General features: G+C 69.3%; 18 protein-coding genes and 1 rRNA gene. 4 read left to right on the top strand and 15 right to left on the bottom strand.

Annotated elements, in window-relative coordinates; genetic code table 11:
- Positions 1-114: 114 nt before the first annotated feature.
- The 5 genes from ACWD5F_RS45030 to ACWD5F_RS45010 all read right to left on the bottom strand — a co-directional run bounded on the left by ACWD5F_RS45030 (position 115) and on the right by ACWD5F_RS45010 (position 5,899).
- Entirely contained in the window at positions 115-1,818 is a 1,704-nt protein-coding gene (locus tag ACWD5F_RS45030) for a bifunctional uroporphyrinogen-III C-methyltransferase/uroporphyrinogen-III synthase (protein WP_401714378.1), read from the bottom strand.
- Positions 1,815-2,774 (bottom strand): hydroxymethylbilane synthase, encoded by a 960-nt coding sequence (hemC, locus tag ACWD5F_RS45025; protein ID WP_451261922.1) that lies wholly within the window; start codon positions 2,772-2,774, stop codon positions 1,815-1,817. Before hemC ends, ACWD5F_RS45030 begins: the two co-directional genes overlap by 4 nt.
- Positions 2,771-4,621 carry a glutamyl-tRNA reductase gene (locus ACWD5F_RS45020; protein ID WP_451261921.1) on the bottom strand — a complete coding sequence of 617 codons (1,851 nt, stop codon included), beginning with the start codon at positions 4,619-4,621 and terminating at the stop codon, positions 2,771-2,773. The genes hemC and ACWD5F_RS45020 overlap by 4 nt, the downstream gene beginning before the upstream one ends.
- Positions 4,618-5,382 carry a redox-sensing transcriptional repressor Rex gene (locus ACWD5F_RS45015; RefSeq protein WP_401714381.1) on the bottom strand — a complete coding sequence of 255 codons (765 nt, stop codon included), beginning with the start codon at positions 5,380-5,382 and terminating at the stop codon, positions 4,618-4,620. Before ACWD5F_RS45015 ends, ACWD5F_RS45020 begins: the two co-directional genes overlap by 4 nt.
- A gap of 235 nt (positions 5,383-5,617) precedes the next feature.
- The gene (locus ACWD5F_RS45010; protein WP_185146082.1) at positions 5,618-5,899 is read right to left on the bottom strand and encodes a glutaredoxin family protein; all 282 of its coding nucleotides are present in this window, start codon (positions 5,897-5,899) and stop codon (positions 5,618-5,620) included.
- A 94-nt stretch (positions 5,900-5,993) separates the two neighbouring features.
- Between ACWD5F_RS45010 and ACWD5F_RS45005 the strand changes: the two genes are divergently transcribed.
- The 3 genes from ACWD5F_RS45005 to ACWD5F_RS44995 all read left to right on the top strand — a co-directional run bounded on the left by ACWD5F_RS45005 (position 5,994) and on the right by ACWD5F_RS44995 (position 9,494).
- Positions 5,994-6,938 (top strand): HAD family hydrolase, encoded by a 945-nt coding sequence (locus tag ACWD5F_RS45005; protein ID WP_280883215.1) that lies wholly within the window; start codon positions 5,994-5,996, stop codon positions 6,936-6,938.
- A gap of 315 nt (positions 6,939-7,253) precedes the next feature.
- Positions 7,254-8,027: an ECF subfamily RNA polymerase sigma factor, BldN family gene (locus ACWD5F_RS45000; RefSeq protein ID WP_401714382.1), complete on the top strand. Its 774-nt coding sequence runs from the start codon at positions 7,254-7,256 to the stop codon at positions 8,025-8,027.
- 234 nt (positions 8,028-8,261) lie between these two features.
- Positions 8,262-9,494, top strand: coding sequence for a DUF5667 domain-containing protein (locus tag ACWD5F_RS44995; RefSeq protein ID WP_401714383.1), 1,233 nt, complete (start codon positions 8,262-8,264; stop codon positions 9,492-9,494).
- Between the two features lie 86 nt (positions 9,495-9,580).
- Here ACWD5F_RS44995 and ACWD5F_RS44990 read toward each other — a convergent pair whose 3' ends face one another.
- The 5 genes from ACWD5F_RS44990 to ACWD5F_RS44970 all read right to left on the bottom strand — a co-directional run bounded on the left by ACWD5F_RS44990 (position 9,581) and on the right by ACWD5F_RS44970 (position 13,300).
- Positions 9,581-10,642 carry a lysophospholipid acyltransferase family protein gene (locus tag ACWD5F_RS44990; RefSeq protein ID WP_401714384.1) on the bottom strand — a complete coding sequence of 354 codons (1,062 nt, stop codon included), beginning with the start codon at positions 10,640-10,642 and terminating at the stop codon, positions 9,581-9,583.
- A 14-nt stretch (positions 10,643-10,656) separates the two neighbouring features.
- Positions 10,657-11,715 carry an NAD-dependent epimerase/dehydratase family protein gene (locus ACWD5F_RS44985; RefSeq protein ID WP_401714385.1) on the bottom strand — a complete coding sequence of 353 codons (1,059 nt, stop codon included), beginning with the start codon at positions 11,713-11,715 and terminating at the stop codon, positions 10,657-10,659.
- A gap of 197 nt (positions 11,716-11,912) precedes the next feature.
- On the bottom strand, positions 11,913-12,011 hold the full coding sequence (locus tag ACWD5F_RS44980) for a 30S ribosomal protein bS22 (protein WP_003948845.1): 99 nt from the start codon (positions 12,009-12,011) through the stop codon (positions 11,913-11,915).
- 131 nt (positions 12,012-12,142) lie between these two features.
- Positions 12,143-12,355, bottom strand: coding sequence for a helix-turn-helix domain-containing protein (locus ACWD5F_RS44975; protein ID WP_004984898.1), 213 nt, complete (start codon positions 12,353-12,355; stop codon positions 12,143-12,145).
- A 129-nt stretch (positions 12,356-12,484) separates the two neighbouring features.
- The gene (locus ACWD5F_RS44970) at positions 12,485-13,300 is read right to left on the bottom strand and encodes a phosphatase (RefSeq protein WP_451261920.1); all 816 of its coding nucleotides are present in this window, start codon (positions 13,298-13,300) and stop codon (positions 12,485-12,487) included.
- 148 nt (positions 13,301-13,448) lie between these two features.
- On the opposite strand from ACWD5F_RS44970, the gene ACWD5F_RS44965 reads away from it, so the two are divergent.
- Positions 13,449-13,901, top strand: coding sequence for a spore-associated protein A (locus ACWD5F_RS44965; RefSeq protein ID WP_451261919.1), 453 nt, complete (start codon positions 13,449-13,451; stop codon positions 13,899-13,901).
- 313 nt (positions 13,902-14,214) lie between these two features.
- Here ACWD5F_RS44965 and ACWD5F_RS44960 read toward each other — a convergent pair whose 3' ends face one another.
- The 5 genes from ACWD5F_RS44960 to rrf all read right to left on the bottom strand — a co-directional run.
- Positions 14,215-15,387: an acetoin utilization protein AcuC gene (locus ACWD5F_RS44960; protein WP_451261918.1), complete on the bottom strand. Its 1,173-nt coding sequence runs from the start codon at positions 15,385-15,387 to the stop codon at positions 14,215-14,217.
- A complete protein-coding gene (locus ACWD5F_RS44955; RefSeq protein WP_451261917.1) occupies positions 15,338-16,573 on the bottom strand; it encodes an MFS transporter in 1,236 nt (411 codons plus the stop codon). Before ACWD5F_RS44955 ends, ACWD5F_RS44960 begins: the two co-directional genes overlap by 50 nt.
- Positions 16,574-16,664: 91 nt before the next feature.
- The gene (locus ACWD5F_RS44950) at positions 16,665-17,390 is read right to left on the bottom strand and encodes a VC0807 family protein (RefSeq protein WP_451261916.1); all 726 of its coding nucleotides are present in this window, start codon (positions 17,388-17,390) and stop codon (positions 16,665-16,667) included.
- Between the two features lie 83 nt (positions 17,391-17,473).
- Positions 17,474-18,118, bottom strand: coding sequence for an HAD family hydrolase (locus ACWD5F_RS44945; protein WP_451261915.1), 645 nt, complete (start codon positions 18,116-18,118; stop codon positions 17,474-17,476).
- A gap of 83 nt (positions 18,119-18,201) precedes the next feature.
- Positions 18,202-18,292, bottom strand: a 5S ribosomal RNA gene (gene rrf, locus ACWD5F_RS44940); the annotation flags it as partial.

The raw sequence follows: 18,292 nt of genomic DNA, 5'->3' as shown, positions 1-18,292 counted from the left end.
CCTTTGCCGACGGTACGTCGACTCCCAGCCCGTCCGGCGTTTGAGGACGAGGCCCCTTCAGGGCCGATGGGGGTGTGGGGGCGCAGCCCCCACGGGCGCGCGCCCCCACTCACCTCAAGTCGTCCGACGACGCCTGGCCCCGGGCCGCCGCTCACTGGGCCGGGTAACAGGATCCCCGGCCTCCAAGGCGGCAGCCCTCCGCCGCAACCCGAACTCGGCAAGCGCCTCAGCCAGCTTGTGAACAGACGGCTCAGGAGCCATCACATCCACCCGCAGCCCATGCTCCTCGGCAGTCTTGGCGGTGGCCGGCCCGATACAGGCGATCACCGTCACGTTGTGCGGCTTACCGGCGATCCCCACCAGATTCCGCACAGTGGACGACGACGTGAAGAGAACGGCATCGAAGCCACCCCCCTTGATCGCCTCCCGAGTCTCCGCCGGCGGCGGCGACGCCCGCACGGTCCGATACGCGGTCACGTCGTCCACCTCCCACCCGAGCTCGATCAGCCCGGCGACCAGCGTCTCGGTGGCGATATCGGCACGCGGCAGAAAAACACGGTCGATCGGATCGAAGACCGGGTCATAAGGAGGCCAGTCCTCCAACAACCCCGCGGCGGACTGCTCACCACTCGGCACGAGATCAGGCTTCACGCCAAAGGCGACAAGGGCCTTGGCCGTCTGCTCCCCCACCGCGGCGACCTTGATCCCCGCGAAGGCCCGAGCATCGAGCCCGTACTCCTCGAACTTCTCCCGCACCGCCTTCACCGCGTTGACCGAGGTGAACGCGATCCACTCGTACCGCCCGGTGACGAGCCCCTTCACGGCCCGCTCCATCTGCTGCGGCGTCCGCGGCGGCTCGACGGCGATCGTCGGCACCTCGTACGGCACGGCCCCGTACGACCTCAACTGGTCGGAGAGCGAAGCCGCCTGCTCCTTCGTCCGCGGCACGAGCACCTTCCAGCCGAACATCGGCTTGGACTCGAACCACGACAACTGGTCGCGCTGCGCGGCGGCGGACCGCTCACCGACCACGGCTATCACCGGCCGCCCGCCTTCGGGCGAGGGCAGCGCCTTGGCCTGCTTCAGCGTCTGCGCGATCGTGCCGAGGGTGGCGGACCAGGTCCGCTGCCGGGTGGTCGTACCGGCGATGGTGACCGTCATCGGGGTGTCCGGCTTGCGGCCTGCGGACACCAGTTCGCCGGCCGCGGCGCCGACGGAGTCGAGCGTCGCCGACACGACCACGGTCCCGTCGGAGGCACCCACCTCCGTCCAGCACCGGTCGGAGGCGCTGCGGGCGTCCACGAACCGGACGTCCGCGCCCTCGGCGTCGCGCAGCGGGACACCGGCGTACGCGGGTACGCCGACGGCCGTCGCGACACCCGGCACGACCTCGAAGGGAACACCGGCCGCGGCGCAGGCGAGCATTTCGGAGGCGGCGTACGTATCAAGTCCGGGGTCCCCGGACACCGCACGTACGACCCGCCTGCCGCCCCGTGCGGCCTCCATGACAAGATGTGCGGCATCCCGTACCGCGGGGACCCCAGCGGTTGTTGACGCACTGTCAACAACCGTGAGCTGAGGCGTGCCCGTGCCCGGCGACGGGTCCGACGAAGGACCCCCGTCCGTGTGCACTTCGGCCACGCCTTGTCTGGCGTGCGTGCGTACCACGGCCAGCACTTCGTGCTCGGCCACCAGGACGTCCGCGTGCGTCAGCGCCTCTACGGCGCGCAGAGTCAGCAGTCCCGGATCCCCGGGTCCGGCACCAAGGAAGGTGACGTGCCCGTGTTCCGGACCGGCGGGAAGAGTGGTGGGGCTCACTTGGCTTGCTCCCCCATGAGACCGGCCGCGCCCTGGGCAAGCATCGCGGCGGCGAGTTCGCGACCCAGCGCCAGTGCTTGGTCGTGCGTCTCGGGCACGGGACCGGTGGTGGACAGCTGCACCGTACGCGAACCGTCGGTCGTGCCGACTATCCCGCGCAGGCGCATTTCCTTGACAATCTGCCCGTCGGCCAGAAGGTCGGCCAACGCACCAACGGGTGCGCTGCAGCCGGCCTCCAGGGCGGCGAGCAGTGACCGCTCGGCCGTCACGGCGACCCGGGTGAACGGGTCGTCGAGCTCGCCGAGCGTCGCGACGAGGTCCGCGTTGTCCGCGGCACACTCGATCGCCAGTGCTCCCTGGCCGGGAGCGGGCAAAACCGTGTCTATCGAGAGGAAGTCGGTCGCCTCGTCGATGCGGCCGATCCGGGTGAGCCCGGCGGCGGCCAGTACGACGGCATCGAGCTCGCCGTCGTGCACGTATCGGATCCGTGTGTCCACGTTCCCGCGGATCGGCACGGTGTCGATGTCCAGTCCGTGGCTGCGCGCGTACGCGTTGAGCTGCGCCATGCGGCGCGGCGAACCGGTGCCGATGCGGGCCCCGCGGGGCAGGTCGGTGAACTTCAGCGCGTCCCGGGCGACGAGCACGTCACGCGGGTCCTCGCGCTCGGGTACGGCGGCCAGGACCAGGTCCGCGGGCTGCGCGGTCGGCAGGTCCTTGAGCGAATGAACGGCGAAGTCGATCTCGCCGCGCAGCAGCGCGTCCCGCAGGGCGGTCACGAAGACTCCCGTGCCGCCGATCTGCGCGAGGTGCTCGCGGGAGGTGTCGCCGTAGGTCGTGATCTCCACGAGTTCGACGGGCCGTCCGGTCACCTGGCTCACGGCGTCCGCAACCTGCCCGGACTGGGCCAGGGCGAGTCTGCTTCGCCTGGTCCCGAGCCTCAGTGCCTTGTCAGTCATGCTGGCCCTCGGTTCTTGCTGTACTGGGGGTCGTCGTCGGCGCCTTCGTCGGCGCGCTCGGCCCGGGAGACGGAGGCCACCGTCTCCTGGTCGAGGTCGAACAGGGTGCGCAGCGCGTCCGCGTATCCGGCGCCGCCGGGCTCGGCCGCGAGCTGCTTGACCCGCACGGTGGGCGCGTGCAGCAGCTTGTCGACGACGCGTTTCACGGTCTGGTTGATCTCGGCGCGGTGCCGCTCGTCGAGCCCGGGCAGCCGCCCTTCGAGCCGCGCGACCTCGCTCGCGACGACATCGGCGGCCATGGTGCGCAGGGCGACCACGGTCGGCGTGATGTGCGCGGCCCGCAGCGCCGCGCCGAACGCCTCGACCTCGTCCGAAACGATCCGCCGCACCTGGTCGACGTCGGCGGCCATCGGCGCGTCCGCGGAGGCCTCGGCGAGCGACTCGATGTCGACCAGGCGCACCCCGGCCAGCCGGTGCGCGCCCGCGTCGATGTCCCGGGGCATGGCGAGGTCGAGCAGAAAGAGGACGGGCGCGGGCCGCGGCGGCTCGACGACCGGTTCGGGCTTACGACGTTCAGGGATCCGCCCGACCAGTGCCGCCGTGGCCGCGAGCGCCGCGATGGCGTCGGCGTCCCGGGCGGGGTCGAGCACGATGCCCTGCGGTCCGGGGGCGGAACTGCTCTGCGGCCGAGGCGCGTTGTCCACCCAGGCGGCATGCTGCTCCAGCTCGGCGGCGGCCATCCCGACCACGGCGGCTTCCCCGAGCACGGAGAATCCGGCGGTCGCCGGCACAGCGGGAAGGTCAACAGGCGCACCGGGAAGATCGAGCGGACACCCGTCCTCGGCACCGATGCTGGTGGGCGGAAGTTCGCGGGCTGCTTCGGCGGACACCGACGGGCCGGTCTCGACGGGGGCCGCCGACAGGGCCGTACCCCCGGATCCCGCGCCTCCCGCGGCCGACGAACCACCGACGGCATCCGGCACGACGGCGGCCGGCACTCCGAATCCGCGCCCCGCCACCGCCCCGGCGACCGTCTCGGTGGCCAGGACCAGGCCCGTCGCGCCCGTGCACGACACCGCGACGTCGGCACGTGTCAGCTCGTGCGGCACCGAATCCATCGGTACCGCGCGAGCCGCCACGTCCAGGTCGGGGGCCTCGGTGAGGATCTGCGCCAGGCGCTCGGCACGGTCGGCGGTGCGGTTGGCGATGACGATCTCGGCGACCCCGGCCCGCGCGAGCGTGGCCGCGGCGAGCGAGGACATCGAGCCCGCGCCGATCACCAGGGCCCGTTTCCCGCGGGCCCAGTCCTGGACGTCGCCGCCGGCGGCCAGTTGCTCCAGGCCGAAGGTGACCAGGGACTGGCCCGCACGGTCGATGCCGGTCTCGGAGTGGGCGCGCTTGCCGACCCGAAGGGCCTGCTGGAAGAGGTCGTTGAGCAGCCGGCCCGCGGTGTGCAGGTCCTGCGCCTTGGCCAGCGAGTCCTTCATCTGGCCGAGGATCTGGCCCTCGCCGACGACCATCGAGTCCAACCCGCAGGCCACCGAGAAGAGATGGTGGACGGCCCGGTCCTCGTAGTGCACGTAGAGATAAGGAGTGAGCTCCTCCAGGCCGACCCCGCTGTGCTGGGCCAGCAGCGTGGACAGCTCGGCGACCCCCGCGTGGAACTTGTCCACGTCGGCGTACAGCTCGATGCGGTTGCAGGTGGCGAGGACCGCGGCCTCGGTGGCCGGCTCGGCGGCGACGGTGTCCTGCAGCAGCTTGATCTGCGCGTCGGCGTGCAGCGTGGCCCGCTCCAGGACGCTGACCGGCGCGCTGCGATGACTCAGCCCGACGACGAGAAGACTCATGCCGGCATCACGGCGGGGACGTCCCCGTCGGGCCCCTGCTTCGCGGACGCCTTGCCGCGGGTGGCGGCGGCCGGTCCGGCCTCCTGGGCCGCGCGCTCCTCGCCCGCCTTGCGCTGCTCGTGGAAGGCGAGGATCTGCAGCTCGATGGAGAGGTCGACCTTGCGCACGTCGACGCCGTCCGGGACGGTCAGCACGGTCGGCGCGAAGTTCAGGATGGACGTGACCCCGGCGGCCACGAGCCGGTCGCACACCGGCTGGGCGGCACCGGCGGGGGTGGCGATCACCCCGATGGACACGCCGTTGTCCTCGATGATCTTTTCCAGCTCGTCCGCGTGCTGCACCGGAATGCCCGCGACCGGCTTGCCGGCCATCGCCGGATCGGCGTCGATCAGCGCGGCGACCCGGAACCCACGGGAGGCGAAACCACCGTAGTTGGCGAGCGCGGCACCGAGATTTCCGATGCCGACGATCACTACCGGCCAGTCCTGGGTGAGGCCCAGTTCACGGGAGATCTGGTAGACGAGATACTCGACGTCGTAGCCGACACCACGCGTTCCGTAGGAACCCAGGTAGGAGAAATCCTTGCGCAGCTTCGCGGAGTTGACCCCCGCGGCGGCCGCCAGCTCCTCGGAGGAGACCGTGGGTACCGAGCGCTCCGACAGTGCGGTCAGCGCTCGGAGGTACAGCGGAAGCCTGGCGACGGTGGCCTCGGGAATCCCTCGGCTTCGGGTCGCCGGTCGGTGAGTTCGGCCAGTTGCCACGGTGCTCCTGCGGGTAGAGCGGGGCTGTAGGCGGTCACGCGAACCCAGACCGCCCCGTCGAAAGCAGGCTATGTCTTTGTGAACGCGTGCACAAAGATGGTGTCCGATTTGCCCGGCCAACGTGACCGGCGTCACGCGCTTCTCTCTTGGAGGCAAAACAGCACACGCTCCTCGCTAATCCCGCCCCCAAGACCCGTTCGCCGTCGATCCTAAGCGACTTCGCGGGGCCTTTGGACTACTCGGTCAGTGCCTTGCGCAAACGTTCCTCGTTCACACGCCAGAACGTGTGCTGCGCGCCGTCGATCAGGACGACCGGAATCTGCTCCCAGTACTGGTCGTGCAGCTCCGGATCCGCCTCGATGCTCTTCGCCTCCCAGGGCACGCCGAGGTCGCCGCAGACCTTCTCGACCACCACTTGTGCGTCATCACACAGATGGCAACCCGGTTTGCGGACAAGCGTGACGAAACGGTCGCCGGGATCGGCCTTGCGCCGGAAGAGGGGACTCATGTCGGCCATTGTGACCCCTCTTTAACGGACCGGTCGCGGAGAGTTCACAGCCTCCAAACCTCGCGACTCCGAAGCCACCGAACAAACTGGCTATGCTCACGCCATGGCCGCTCTCGGATGGCTCACCCCCCGTAGGCGCTCCGCCACGGCACGAAGCGTGTTGGCAGGCGAGGCCTCGGCGGAGGCAGCCCGCAAGTCCTCGCAGGACGCCCAGCACGCTGAAGACGCCACCGACGCCGATCTCGCGGTGGAGGAGCCGGAGTTCCCGGTGCTCGGCGACGACAAGGCCGCCGCCTTCTTCGACCTCGACAACACCGTGATGCAGGGCGCGTCGATCTTCCACTTCGGCCGGGGCCTGTACAAGCGGAAGTTCTTCGAGACCCGCGACCTCGCCCGGTTCGCCTGGCAGCAGGCCTGGTTCAGACTGGCCGGCTCCGAGGACCCCGAGCACATGCAGGACGCCCGCGACTCGGCACTGTCGATCGTCAAGGGCCACCGCGTCGCCGAGTTGCAGTCGATCGGCGAGGAGATCTACGACGAATACATGGCCGAGCGGATCTGGCCCGGCACCCGCGCCCTCGCCCAGGCCCACCTGGACGCGGGCCAGAAGGTGTGGCTGGTCACGGCGGCCCCGGTGGAGATCGCCACGGTGATCGCCCGCCGCCTCGGCCTGACCGGCGCCCTCGGCACGGTCGCCGAGTCGGTCGACGGCGTCTACACCGGCAAGCTGGTCGGCGAACCGCTGCACGGCCCCGCGAAGGCGGAGGCGGTGCGCGCGCTGGCCGCGGCGGAGGGCCTGGACCTGTCCCGCTGCGCCGCCTACAGCGACTCGCACAACGACATCCCGATGCTCTCGCTGGTCGGCCACCCCTACGCCATCAACCCGGACAGCAAGCTGCGCAAGCACGCCCGCAAGCTGGACTGGCGGCTGCGCGACTACCGCACGGCCCGCAGGGCGGCGAAGGTCGGCATCCCGGCGGCGGCCGGCGTCGGCGCGGTGGCGGGCGGCACGGCGGCGGCGATCGCATTGAGCCGTCGGCGCCGGTAACAGGGCAAACGCAGCCAATCCACGGGTCTTACCCGCGTAACCCTCTGTCCAGTCACGTTGGCTGCACACGGCCACAACACGCCCCGTTCCCTGACTGAACATGAACGCATTCGATCAACAACCGGTCACTCTGCGGTACTTGATCGTGCGTCAATCGGTTACAGAAGCGACGTAATCGATGATTTGAGCAACTGGGTGTAGCAGTGCCTGCACGAAGCGTTATTCTCCTCAGACGCAAACCGGTACCCCTCCGTCGCTACGACGGGTGAACGGTCCCGCACTGCACGTGATGGAAGCTCTGCCTCTGGGAGTCCCGTGTACCCACACGTCGGGGTTGACGCCTCGGGCCTGGCTACGCTGCGCGCAACGGTCCAAGACCTGTTGCGCGGCTTCGTCCCCACCGCGTACGCCGTCCCCGCCCTTGCCGTAGCCACCACCCCCGTCGGCCCGTGCTACGCACTGGCCGACGGCACCGCCGCCGTCGGAAGACGAGGGCGGACCACCGGCGCCACCACCGCGCGCCGCCCGGCCGCGGACAGTGACAGCGCCCGCATGATGGACCTCGTCGAGCGCGCCCAGGCCGGCGAGGCCGACGCCTTCGGGCGTCTCTACGACCAGTACAGCGACACCGTGTACCGGTACATCTATTACCGGGTGGGCGGAAAGGCCACCGCCGAGGACCTCACCAGCGAGACGTTCCTGCGCGCCCTGCGGCGCATCGGGACCTTCACCTGGCAGGGCCGCGACTTCGGCGCATGGCTGGTGACCATCGCCCGCAACCTGGTCGCCGACCACTTCAAGTCCAGCCGTTTCCGGCTGGAGGTCACGACCGGCGAGATGCTCGACGCCAACGAGGTCGAGCGCTCGCCCGAGGACGCCGTCCTGGAGTCCCTGTCGAACACCGCCCTGCTCGACGCGGTGCGACGGCTCAACCCTCAGCAGCAGGAGTGTGTGACGCTCCGGTTCCTCCAGGGTCTGTCCGTCGCCGAGACCGCCCGCGTGATGGGCAAGAACGAGGGCGCGATCAAGACCCTCCAGTACCGAGCGGTGCGTACGCTCGCCCGGCTCCTGCCGGACGACGCACGCTGAGCACGCCACTCTCCGCGATACCCAACTCACGTTCAGTGAAAGTCCGTTGACTTCCCGATCCGATCATCCGTCGTCCGTAACCCAAGTGCCACGCCGCTCGTTGTGCGGGATGCAGGCTCCCTGTGGTCACGTCCGGGCCAAAGCCCGATCACTCGATCGTGTGGAAACGATCGAGGTGGGCAACCGTCCGGATCCCAGGGGAGTCGACCGTCATGACGAGAGGAGGTGCCGCCAGTGATCGCGAACGTATCGGCGCACCGGCGGGCGAACGCCTTCGCCCAGGCCCTGGAGGAGCAGTCCTACCAGGACCCTGCGGCCGAGCAGTCCGAAGGACCGGCCCCGGCTCCGGCTGCTGCGGAACAGACCGAGCAGGGCCGCCTAATGGCCCTCACGGAGTGTCTCGGCGACCTGCCGAGGCCGATGCTGGACCCCGAGGTGAAGGTCGTCCAGCGGGCCCAGCTGGTGGCCGCGTTCGAGGCCATGCTCCAGGAGGGCGCGGGGGGCGGGGCGACGGACCCATCGGTACCGGAGCAGCGTTCCCACCGGGCCCGGGGTGCGCACCGGGCGAGCCCGCTGGGGAAACTGCGGCCGAGATCGCGACTGAGCAAGGGCCTCGCCGCCGGCGGGCTCAGCGTCGGTGTCGCGGCGAGCGCCTTCGGCGGAGTCGCCGCTGCCAGCTCGGACGCGCTGCCCGGTGACTCGCTCTACGGACTCAAGCGAGGCATCGAGGACTTCAAGCTCAACTATCTGTCCGAAGGCGACGACGAGCGCGGAGTCGCCTACCTCGACCAGGCCTCCAACCGGCTGAGCGAGGCCCGTCGGCTGATGGAGCGCGACCGCGGTGGCCACCTGGACCACGAGTCGCTGGGCGAGATCCGACGTGCCCTGTCCGGCATGCGGCACGACGCGGCCGAGGGCCACCGACTGCTGCACGAGGCCTACGAGCGCGACCCGGACAAGCTGGGCCCCATCCAGGCCCTCGACGCCTTCTCTCGCTCGCACCGCGAGGCCTGGGGCGCCCTCCGCGACCGCCTGCCGGTCCAGCTCGGCGACGTCAGCGACGAGGTGTCCTCGGTCTTCGACGCCATAGACGAAGAGGTCGCCCCGCTGCAGTCCCTGCTCCCCAAGCCCCCGGCCAAGGGCAGCACCGGCAGCGGCGGCAACCGCCAGGGCTCCGGTACGGGGTCCACGGGCACGTCGTCCGGCACCGACCGCTCGACCACCCCGAGCACCGGCAACGGCACCTCCGAGAACAGCCACTCGTCCAGCCCCAGCAAGTCGGCCGAGACCGGCAACGACGGCCTGCTCGGCGGCAACACGGGCGGCCTCCTCGACCCGCCGGGCGCCACGAGCAGCGCCTCCCCGTCCCCGTCCAAGTCCACCGGCACAGCCCCGGACGTGACGATCCCGCCCCTCCTCCCCGGCCTGCTCCCAGGCCTGGGAATCGACGGCGAGGACGCGAACTAGCTCCGCCGGCTCGACAGATCGATGGGGGCGCCCTTTTCAGGAGGGCGCCCCCATCGACGTATCCGCTTGTCTCGTGGACGAAGTCCCTAGAAGAACACCGACCGCCGCTGCACGAGCAACTTGTAGAGCGTGTGCTGGATCTGCTCGCGCACTTGATCGGTCAGGTTGAACATCAGCATCGGGTCCTCCGCCGCCTCCGGCGGGTAGCCGTCCGTCGGGATCGGCTCGCCGAACTGGATCGTCCACTTCGTGGGGAGCGGGATCGCGCCGAGGGGGCCCAGCCACGGGAAGGTGGGCGTGATCGGGAAGTACGGGAAGCCCAGGACCCGCGCCAGGGTCTTGGAGTTGCCGATCATCGGGTAGATCTCCTCCGCGCCCACGATCGAGCACGGGATGATCGGGGTGCCCTTGCGCAGGGCCGTGGAGACGAAGCCGCCGCGGCCGAACCGCTGGAGTTTGTAGCGCTCGCCGAACGGCTTGCCGATGCCCTTGAAGCCCTCCGGCATCACGCCGACCAGTTCGCCGCGGCCCAGCAGCCGTTCGGCGTCCTCGGCGCAGGCGAGGGTGTGACCGGCCTTGCGGGCCAGCTCGTTGACGACCGGGAGCATGAAGACCAGGTCCGCCGCGAGCAGTCGGAGATGACGGTTCGCGGGGTGGTTGTCGTGGACGGCGATCTGCATCATCACGCCGTCCAGCGGAATCGTCCCGGAGTGGTTGGCGACGATCAACGCGCCGCCCTCGGCCGGGATGTTCTCGACGCCCTTGACCTCGACCCGGAAGTACTTCTCGTACACCGGGCGCAGCGCCGGCATCAGGACCTGGTCGGTGAGCTCCTCGTCGTAGCCGAAGTCGTCGACCTCGTAGTCGCCGGTGAGCCGGCGGCGCAGGAAGGACAGTCCGCTAGCGATCCGACGTTCCAGATCGCCGTCGTCCTGAGGCCGCCCGGGCGGCTGTTCCTGTTCCTCACGCGTCACAGGAACATCATCCTGCGCCGGCGCCCTGCTGGGCAGGGGCTGTACCTCGCGGACCAGCGCGGGTTCCGCGGTCTTGCCGCGCCGGCTCCCCGCGCTCCGACGCCGCGCCGGCCGCGGTACGGCACCCGAGCGGGACCGGTCGTCGTCGAACGGAATGACCTTGGCATCAGCCATCGTTGATGCGCTCCTCAGTTGGCGCTCTGCGTCGGGGGGTGGCCGCCCAGGGCGGGCAGCGCGGCGAGCCGGTCGACGGCCCCCGCGAGGGCCTCCGGGGGCAGGAGTCCGGGACCCCGGCTGCGCGCGAAGTCCGCGAAGGTCTCCGCCGTCGTGTACTTCGGCTTGAACCCGAGCGTCTCGCGCATCTGATCCGTCGCCACGACCCGGCCATGGGTCAACAGCCGGATCTGCTCCGGCGAGAAGTCCGTCATGCCCAGCGTACGCACCAGCGACCCGGCCCAGGTGAGCGCCGGCAGCAGCAACGGCACCGTCGGCCGCCCCAGCCGCCGCGAGCACTGGGACAGCAACAGGACGCCGTCCCCGGCGATGTTGAAGGTCCCGCTGTTGAGCGTGCCCCGCGCCGGTTCGTGCGAGCCGATCCGCAGCACCTCGATCACGTCGTCCTCGTGCACGAACTGCAGCCGAGGGTCGTAACCGAATACCGTCGGCAGCACCGGCAGCGCGAAGTACGAGGTCAGCGGGGTGTCCGCGGTGGGACCGAGGATGTTGGCGAACCGCAGCACACACACCGCGACATCCGGCCGCCGCCGCGCGAACCCGCGCACATACCCCTCGACCTCGACCGTGTCCTTGGCGAAGCCGCCGCTGGGCAGCGACTTGGGCGGGGTCGTCTCGGTGAAGACGGCCGGATCCCGGGGCGCCGACCCGTAGACGTTCGTACTGGACTTCACCACCAGCCGCTTCACCGTCGGCGACTTCTGACAGGCCCCGAGCAGCTGCATCGTGCCGATGACGTTGGTCTCCTTGACCGTGGTCCGGCTGCCACTGCCCAGCGCCATCGCCGTCACATCGAGGTGTACGACGGTGTCGGCGCCCGTCTCGGCCAGGACCCGCGCGATACCGGGCTGCCGGATGTCCGCCTGGATGAACTCGGCACCACCGAGATGATGCTCGGGCTGGACCGCGTCCACCGCGATGACCCGGTCCACCTGCGGGTCACGCTGGATCCGTCGTACGAACCGGCCCCCGAGCCTGCGGGCCACCCCGGTCACGAGCACGACCTTCCCCAAGATCAGCGCCTTCCTTCCAGCCGTCGACGAGCCCTGTCAGCTGCCGCGTTCCCCGTGTCGGCCAACTTAGCGGTTCGGTGTTGCGCTGTGATGACCGCCCAATGCCCGAAGTGGCGTTATCCGGACGGCATCACAAACGCCTGTGGCCCCCCACCGGATGCGGTGGGGGGCCACAGAAACACGCTCTACGGCGTCGCTTACTTCTTGTTGCGACGCTGAACGCGCGTGCGCTTGAGCAGCTTGCGGTGCTTCTTCTTAGCCATCCGCTTGCGCCGCTTCTTGATAACAGAGCCCACGACTACCCTCGCTCACTTCTCATCACTCGGTGCTGGGCGCCATGGGCCCATACGACCTACAAGGGGCCAGCCTACCCGTCCGAGCGCTGAGGTCGTAATCGAGGGACTTCCGGGAGGTCCGGAAGCCGCCGTCAGGCTGTCTCCACCCCCACATAGCTCTCGCGGAGGTACTCGTGCACCGCTTGCTCCGGTACACGGAACGAACGTCCGACCCGGATCGCGGGCAGATGACCGCTGTGCACCAACCGGTACACGGTCATCTTCGACACTCGCATCACCGAGGCGACTTCCGCCACGGTAAGGAACTGAACCTCGTTCAGAGGCCTCTCGCCAGCTGCAGCCATGACACACCTGAACCTTCCGCACTCGACGGTCACCGGCTTCCCCTTCCGGTGACTCTTCGTCGTTGCGTGCTCACTCCCCAATGTAGGGGCGTGTGATGCGAGTGGGGAAGAGGTGCACCCATCGGCGGCCTACTGTGACAGACACGCTCGATTGAGTACGTAGCGGGTAAGCGGCCGGTAGTAATCAGACCGCACAGCGTCATCAAGTGGAACGACGACGGACACGGACCCCTCTGCCTCTCCGACGAAGAGCGCGGGGTCGTCGGTATCGCCCAACCCAATGGCCTCGAACCCCAGCTGACCTGCTCCGCAGACCCATCCGTGGTCCCCGACGACCAGCTCGGGAAGGGGCCCGCCGGCCTCCGCGGCCGCCGCCAGAACGGTCCGAACCGGGAGCGGTGAGTGCGTGTGTGCGCCGGTCGCACAACCGGGGCGAGCGGGGCCGGGTTCGCGGACGAGCGCGACTCCTCGTACGTAGTCAAGGTTGTACGTGCGTAGACCGAACCGGGTCGTTATGTCGACACAGCGACCATGCGCCGGTGTGAGGACGGTACATCCCGCCGCCGACAGCGCGTCCGCAAGCGCGGCGTAGAAGCCGAGGAGCCGATGAGGGTGGCCGGTGCCGAACAGCACCGGAGCGCCACGCTCAGCAGCCGCGCCCAGACGTTCCGCAAAGGCATCCAGCGCGGTCAGAGTCCGGTCCGGATCAATCACATCATGGCCTGAGGTGTGCTGTGGATCGGCCGAAACCCCACACTTGTCCGCCATCAACTGGATCAAGTCCCGCTGCCGCCAGGTCCATTCGGGATCGATCCCGATCATCACCCGGGGGTCACGTGCGGCGAAGAGCCGATAGCTGCGCAGGCTCTCCTCCCGCGAGGTGGCCACCGTCCCGGCCAGCCGGGCGGCCAGCAGATGGGCGCGCAGTGCTCCGGTGCTCAACACGAGTGCGATGGTGACGGACACCGGCCCGGGCCACGCCGAAAAGCCCACGAACACCGCACGGTTGGCCTAGCGACCGATGCGGGCCCCGGTGACAGAACGGCAAGTTGACCAAGGATCACAGCAGGCCACCACACCAGGGGGAACAACCATGGGAATGAAGCTGTCCCGTCGCGTCACAACGGCCGCCGCACTCACCGTCCTGGCGGTCGGAGGAGCCATCGCCGGCACCTCTCCCGCGTCAGCGGCAACGGTGAAGCCGGTCACCACCAAGTCGGCGGCCGCGGCCTACAACGGCGTCTGCGGTACCGGCTACAAGGTCATCGACTCCACGCCGGTGGGCAACTCCGGCAAGGTGTACGTGACCTGGAACGAGTCGACCGGCAAGAACTGCGCCGTGACCATCCGCAACACCACGGGCGCGAAGATCTACATGGCCGTGGAACTCAACATCGTCACCGACCACGAGACCACCCCGGTCCGCGACAACGGCAAGTACACGTCGTACGCCGGCCCGGTCTACCTGAGCGCGCGCGGCCACTGCATCGAATGGCTCGGCGCCATCGGCACGGCAACAGGCAGCGACTCAGGCCACTGCGCCTGACCCCAAACGCCGGGGGCGCCCTGACCAACCGCCCCCGGCACCACCCCACCCACCCCAACTGCCGTGGCTGCCATAGCTGCGGGCAGCAGCCCCAGCTGCGAGCAGCACCACCACGCACCCCACCCGCCCCAGCTTCCGTAGCTGCCCTAGCTGCCCTAGCTGCCCTAGCTGCGGGCAGTCGTGCCGCTGGGGCGGCACGGGTGGGCGCAGCGGCACCCCGCAAGAGCGGGCAAGCGAAACCCCGCTACGCCAGCCGCCCCCACCCCAGCAACCCCAACACCCCTCGCCTCAACGCCCTTACATCCCAACACCCCTACGCCAACAACCCCCGCAACGGAAACACGGCCCGCCGAGTAGCCAACACAGCCTGATCCAACCGATCCGCAGGGTCGTACCCCGCATCCCAATCAGCAAAAGACACCGGCCACCGCCCATCAGTCATCCGCCCAGGCCCCAACTGCCGCGTCCGAGCAAAAACTTCCTGCCGCCAACTCTCCGGCACAAGCGTCTCCGGCGCGATCTCCCGCCCCGCAGCAATAGCCACCAAATGCGTCCAGGACCGCGGCACCACATCCACCACGGCGTACCCCCCACCCCCCAACGCGACCCACTTCCCGTCGGCATACGCATGCGCCAGCTCATGACACGCGACCTGCACCGCCCGCTGCGCATCCAGCGACACGGCCAGATGCGCGAGCGGATCCTCAAAATGCGTATCGGCCCCGTGCTGCGTCACCAACACCTGCGGCCGAAAGTCCGCAATCAACTCCGGCACCACCGCGTGAAACGCCCGCAACCACCCCGCATCCCCCGTCCCCGCAGGCAACGCGACATTCACAGCCGCCCCCTCCCCCGCCCCGGAACCCGTCTCCTCCGGCCACCCGGTCTGCGGAAACAACGTCCGCGGATGCTCATGCAGGGAGATCGTCAAAACCCGCGGATCCTCCCAGAACGCGGCCTGCACCCCGTCCCCGTGATGCACGTCCACATCGATGTACGCGACCCTCTCCGCCCCCAACTCCAACAGCCGCGCAATGGCCAGCGACGCATCGTTGTAGATGCAGAACCCCGACGCGGCCCCCGGCATCGCATGATGCAACCCACCCGCGAAGTTCACGGCATGCAGCGCATCCCCCGCCCACACCGCCTCCGCGGCCCCCACCGACTGCCCGGCGATCAACGCGGACACCTCATGCATCCCCGCGAACGCCGGATCATCCATGGTCCCGAGCCCGTACGCCCCATCGGCCGCCCCCGGATCCACGGAAGCCGCCTTCACGGCCTCGACGTAGTCCTCCCGGTGGACCAGCCGCAGCGTCGACTCCCCGGCCGGCTTCGCCGCGACCACGTCGACGTCCTTGTCGAGCTCGAAGGCGTCGACGAGTCGCCTGGTCAGGGCGAGCCGGATCGGGTCCATCGGATGATCCCGACCGAAGTCATAGCCCGTTACTGCCTCGTCCCACATCAGCTGTGCGCGGCCGCTCATGCCCGCCACCGTATCGGTCCTGTTGAGGAGCGAACGACTTGGCGTACACCAGTGTCACCAGCACCAACACCATCGGCACGAGCATCGCCCCGCGATAACTCCACGCATCCCCCAACGCCCCCACAAGCGGCGAACCGATCAAGAATCCCACGTAGTTGAAGACATTGAGCCGCGCGATCGCCGCGTCCGACGCCCCCGGGAACATCCGCCCGGCCGCCGCGAACGTCTGCGGCACCAGCACACACAACCCCAGCCCCAGCAGCGTGAACCCGAGCATCCCGACCCACGGCCCCGGCGCCACCGCCACCACCGCGAACCCGCCCGCCGCCACCAACGCCCCCACCCGCACGACCACCACGGCCCCGAACCGCCGCACCCCGAAGTCCCCCAGCGCCCGCCCCAGCAGCGTGGTCACCATGTACACGTTGTACGGCACGGTCGCGAGCTGCTCCGAACTCCCCAGCACGTCCTGCAGATACTTCGCGCTCCAGTTGGAGACGGTCGAGTCCCCGATGTAGGCGAAGGTCATCACCAGACACAGCGGCAGCAGCATCTTGAAGACGACACCCCCGCCGGCCCCCTTCGCCGCCGCGTCCGCCTCCTCCGCCGAACCGCCCCCCTCGCCGCCGTCCCCGTCGACGTACCACCGACTCCCCACCAGCGCGGCCGGCAACAGCACGGCCACGACCGGCAGATACGAGACCCACAGCGCGAGATGCCAGTGCGCCCCCGCCCACGCCAGCGAGGCCCCCACGATCCCGCCCAGGCTGTACACGGCATGGAAGCTGAGCATGATGCTCCGCCCGTACGCCCGCTGCAGGCTCACCCCGAGCATGTTCATCGAGGCGTCCAGCGCACCCACGGCCAGCCCGAAGGCGACGAGCGAGATGGCCAGTTCGGCCTTGGAGTCGCCCGCCCCGACACCGAGCAGGGCCAGCATCACCACGGGCTGGGACCAACGCAGCAGCAGACTCGGCGGGACCCGCTTCACCAACTGCTCGGTCGTCACGCTCCCGACCCCGGCCAGGATCGGCACGGCGGCCAGGAAGGCGGGCAGCAGCGCGTCGGAGACCCCGTACCGGTCCTGGATGGCCGGGATCCGGGTCACGAGAAGGGCGAAGACGGCGCCCTGGGCGAAGAAGCTCAACGCCAGAGAGGCCCTACCGCGCCGCAGCACATCTGTCATGGCGGCGAGCGTAGGGCCCCAGGCTACCTGTGGGTAGATCCAGCCAAAGATGAATTTCCTTCAGCTTTACCCACGATCCCTCTCATGAGCGTCAGGCGGCGACGGCGACCTCGACCTGGAGGCCCGCTCCCTCGCTCGCGGTGTCGGCTTCACCCTCGGCCTCGACCTCGGCTTCGGCGGCGACCATCTCCGCCATGGGCCCGGCAGCCAGCGCACCGCTGACGAGGAACGTCAGCGTCATCACGCCGGCCATCACGACCGTCCCCAGCCACACCATGGTGTCCACCGGGATCGTGTACGCCCCCACGACCCGCGCCACACACTCGGCGAGCAGCGCCACGCCCCACACCACCGAGAACAGCCGCTCCTTGCGCAGGAAGTCCGCCGAAGCGGCCGCCCGACCGGACGCCAGCCGCCGCCAGGCGGCCTCCTTGGCCCGGTCGCCCTTGATCAGGAAGGGCTTCATACCGGCGGTCATCATCGGCCGGCCGAGGGCCACGGAGACAAGGATCCCGATCCCGATCGTGCTGCTGACCGCGCTGTCCTTGGCGAGCATCAGCCGCGGGTCACCGGCGACGAAGCTCAGCACCAGAGAGACGACGTTGACGACCAGGATGAGCCCGGCCAGCCCGTTCGTCCGCCGCTCCCGCACCAGGCTCCAGACCGTCCGCAGAGCCGGAACCACACTGCTCCAGGCCAGCGCCGCGAAGGTGCTCATCCCGAAGGCGTCCTTGAACAGGTAGTACGAACCGAGAGGGACCGCCACATCCACGACCAGCGGACCGAAGGTGCTCTGCTTGCTCGTCTTCGTCGTCATGCCCTCAGCTTGGCTGCCGGACGGGGTCCCCCAGTAGAAACGATCGTCCAGAGCTCGGCATGACAAATGTCAGTGCGGCAGGGTCAGTACAGCAGCTCGGCCAACTCCCCCATGTCCCCGAAGAGTTTGCCGGCCCCGGCGAGCTTCTCCCCCGACGTCATGGCGGTGAACCCGAGCACATCCATCCCGGCCGCCACCCCCGCCTGCACCCCCAGCGGAGAGTCCTCGACCACCACACACCGGCCGGGCGCTACGCCCATCCGCTCCGCCGCATACAGGAACAGATCCGGATCGGGCTTCCCCCGCCCCACGTCCTGAGCACTGAAGATCCGCGCCTCGTCGAACCACCGGTCCAGCCCGGTCGTCCGATGCCCCACCCGGATCCGCTCATGACTCCCCGAGGACGCCACGCAGTACGGCACCCCGTCCTCGACCAGCCTCGCGAGCACGCCCTCGACCCCGGGCACCGGCCCCAACTCCCGCTCGAACGCGGCGAACACCCGCGCATGAAAGACATCATCGAAGTCAGCCGGCAACGACTCCCCGGTCCGCTCCTCCACCACCTCATGGACTCGGTGCATGGCGGAGCCCATGTAGTCACGGAGCGAGTCCTCGTACGACGTCGGGTACCCGAGCTCGGTCAGGTACGCGGCGAGGAGCCGGTTGGAGATGGGCTCACTGTCGACGAGGACACCGTCGTTGTCGAAGATGACGAGGTCATAGCGCATACCGCCAACCCTAAATGCGTGCGGACCCGAAACGCAGAAAACCCCCGTACCGAATAAACGGTACGGGGGTTTTCTCAAAAATTGTTCGGCGGTGTCCTACTCTCCCACAGGGTCCCCCCTGCAGTACCATCGGCGCTGTAAGGCTTAGCTTCCGGGTTCGGAATGTAACCGGGC

It is taken from the genome of Streptomyces sp. NPDC002499, from assembly GCF_053595415.1.
This window is presented reverse-complemented; position numbering and strand designations above follow the sequence as displayed.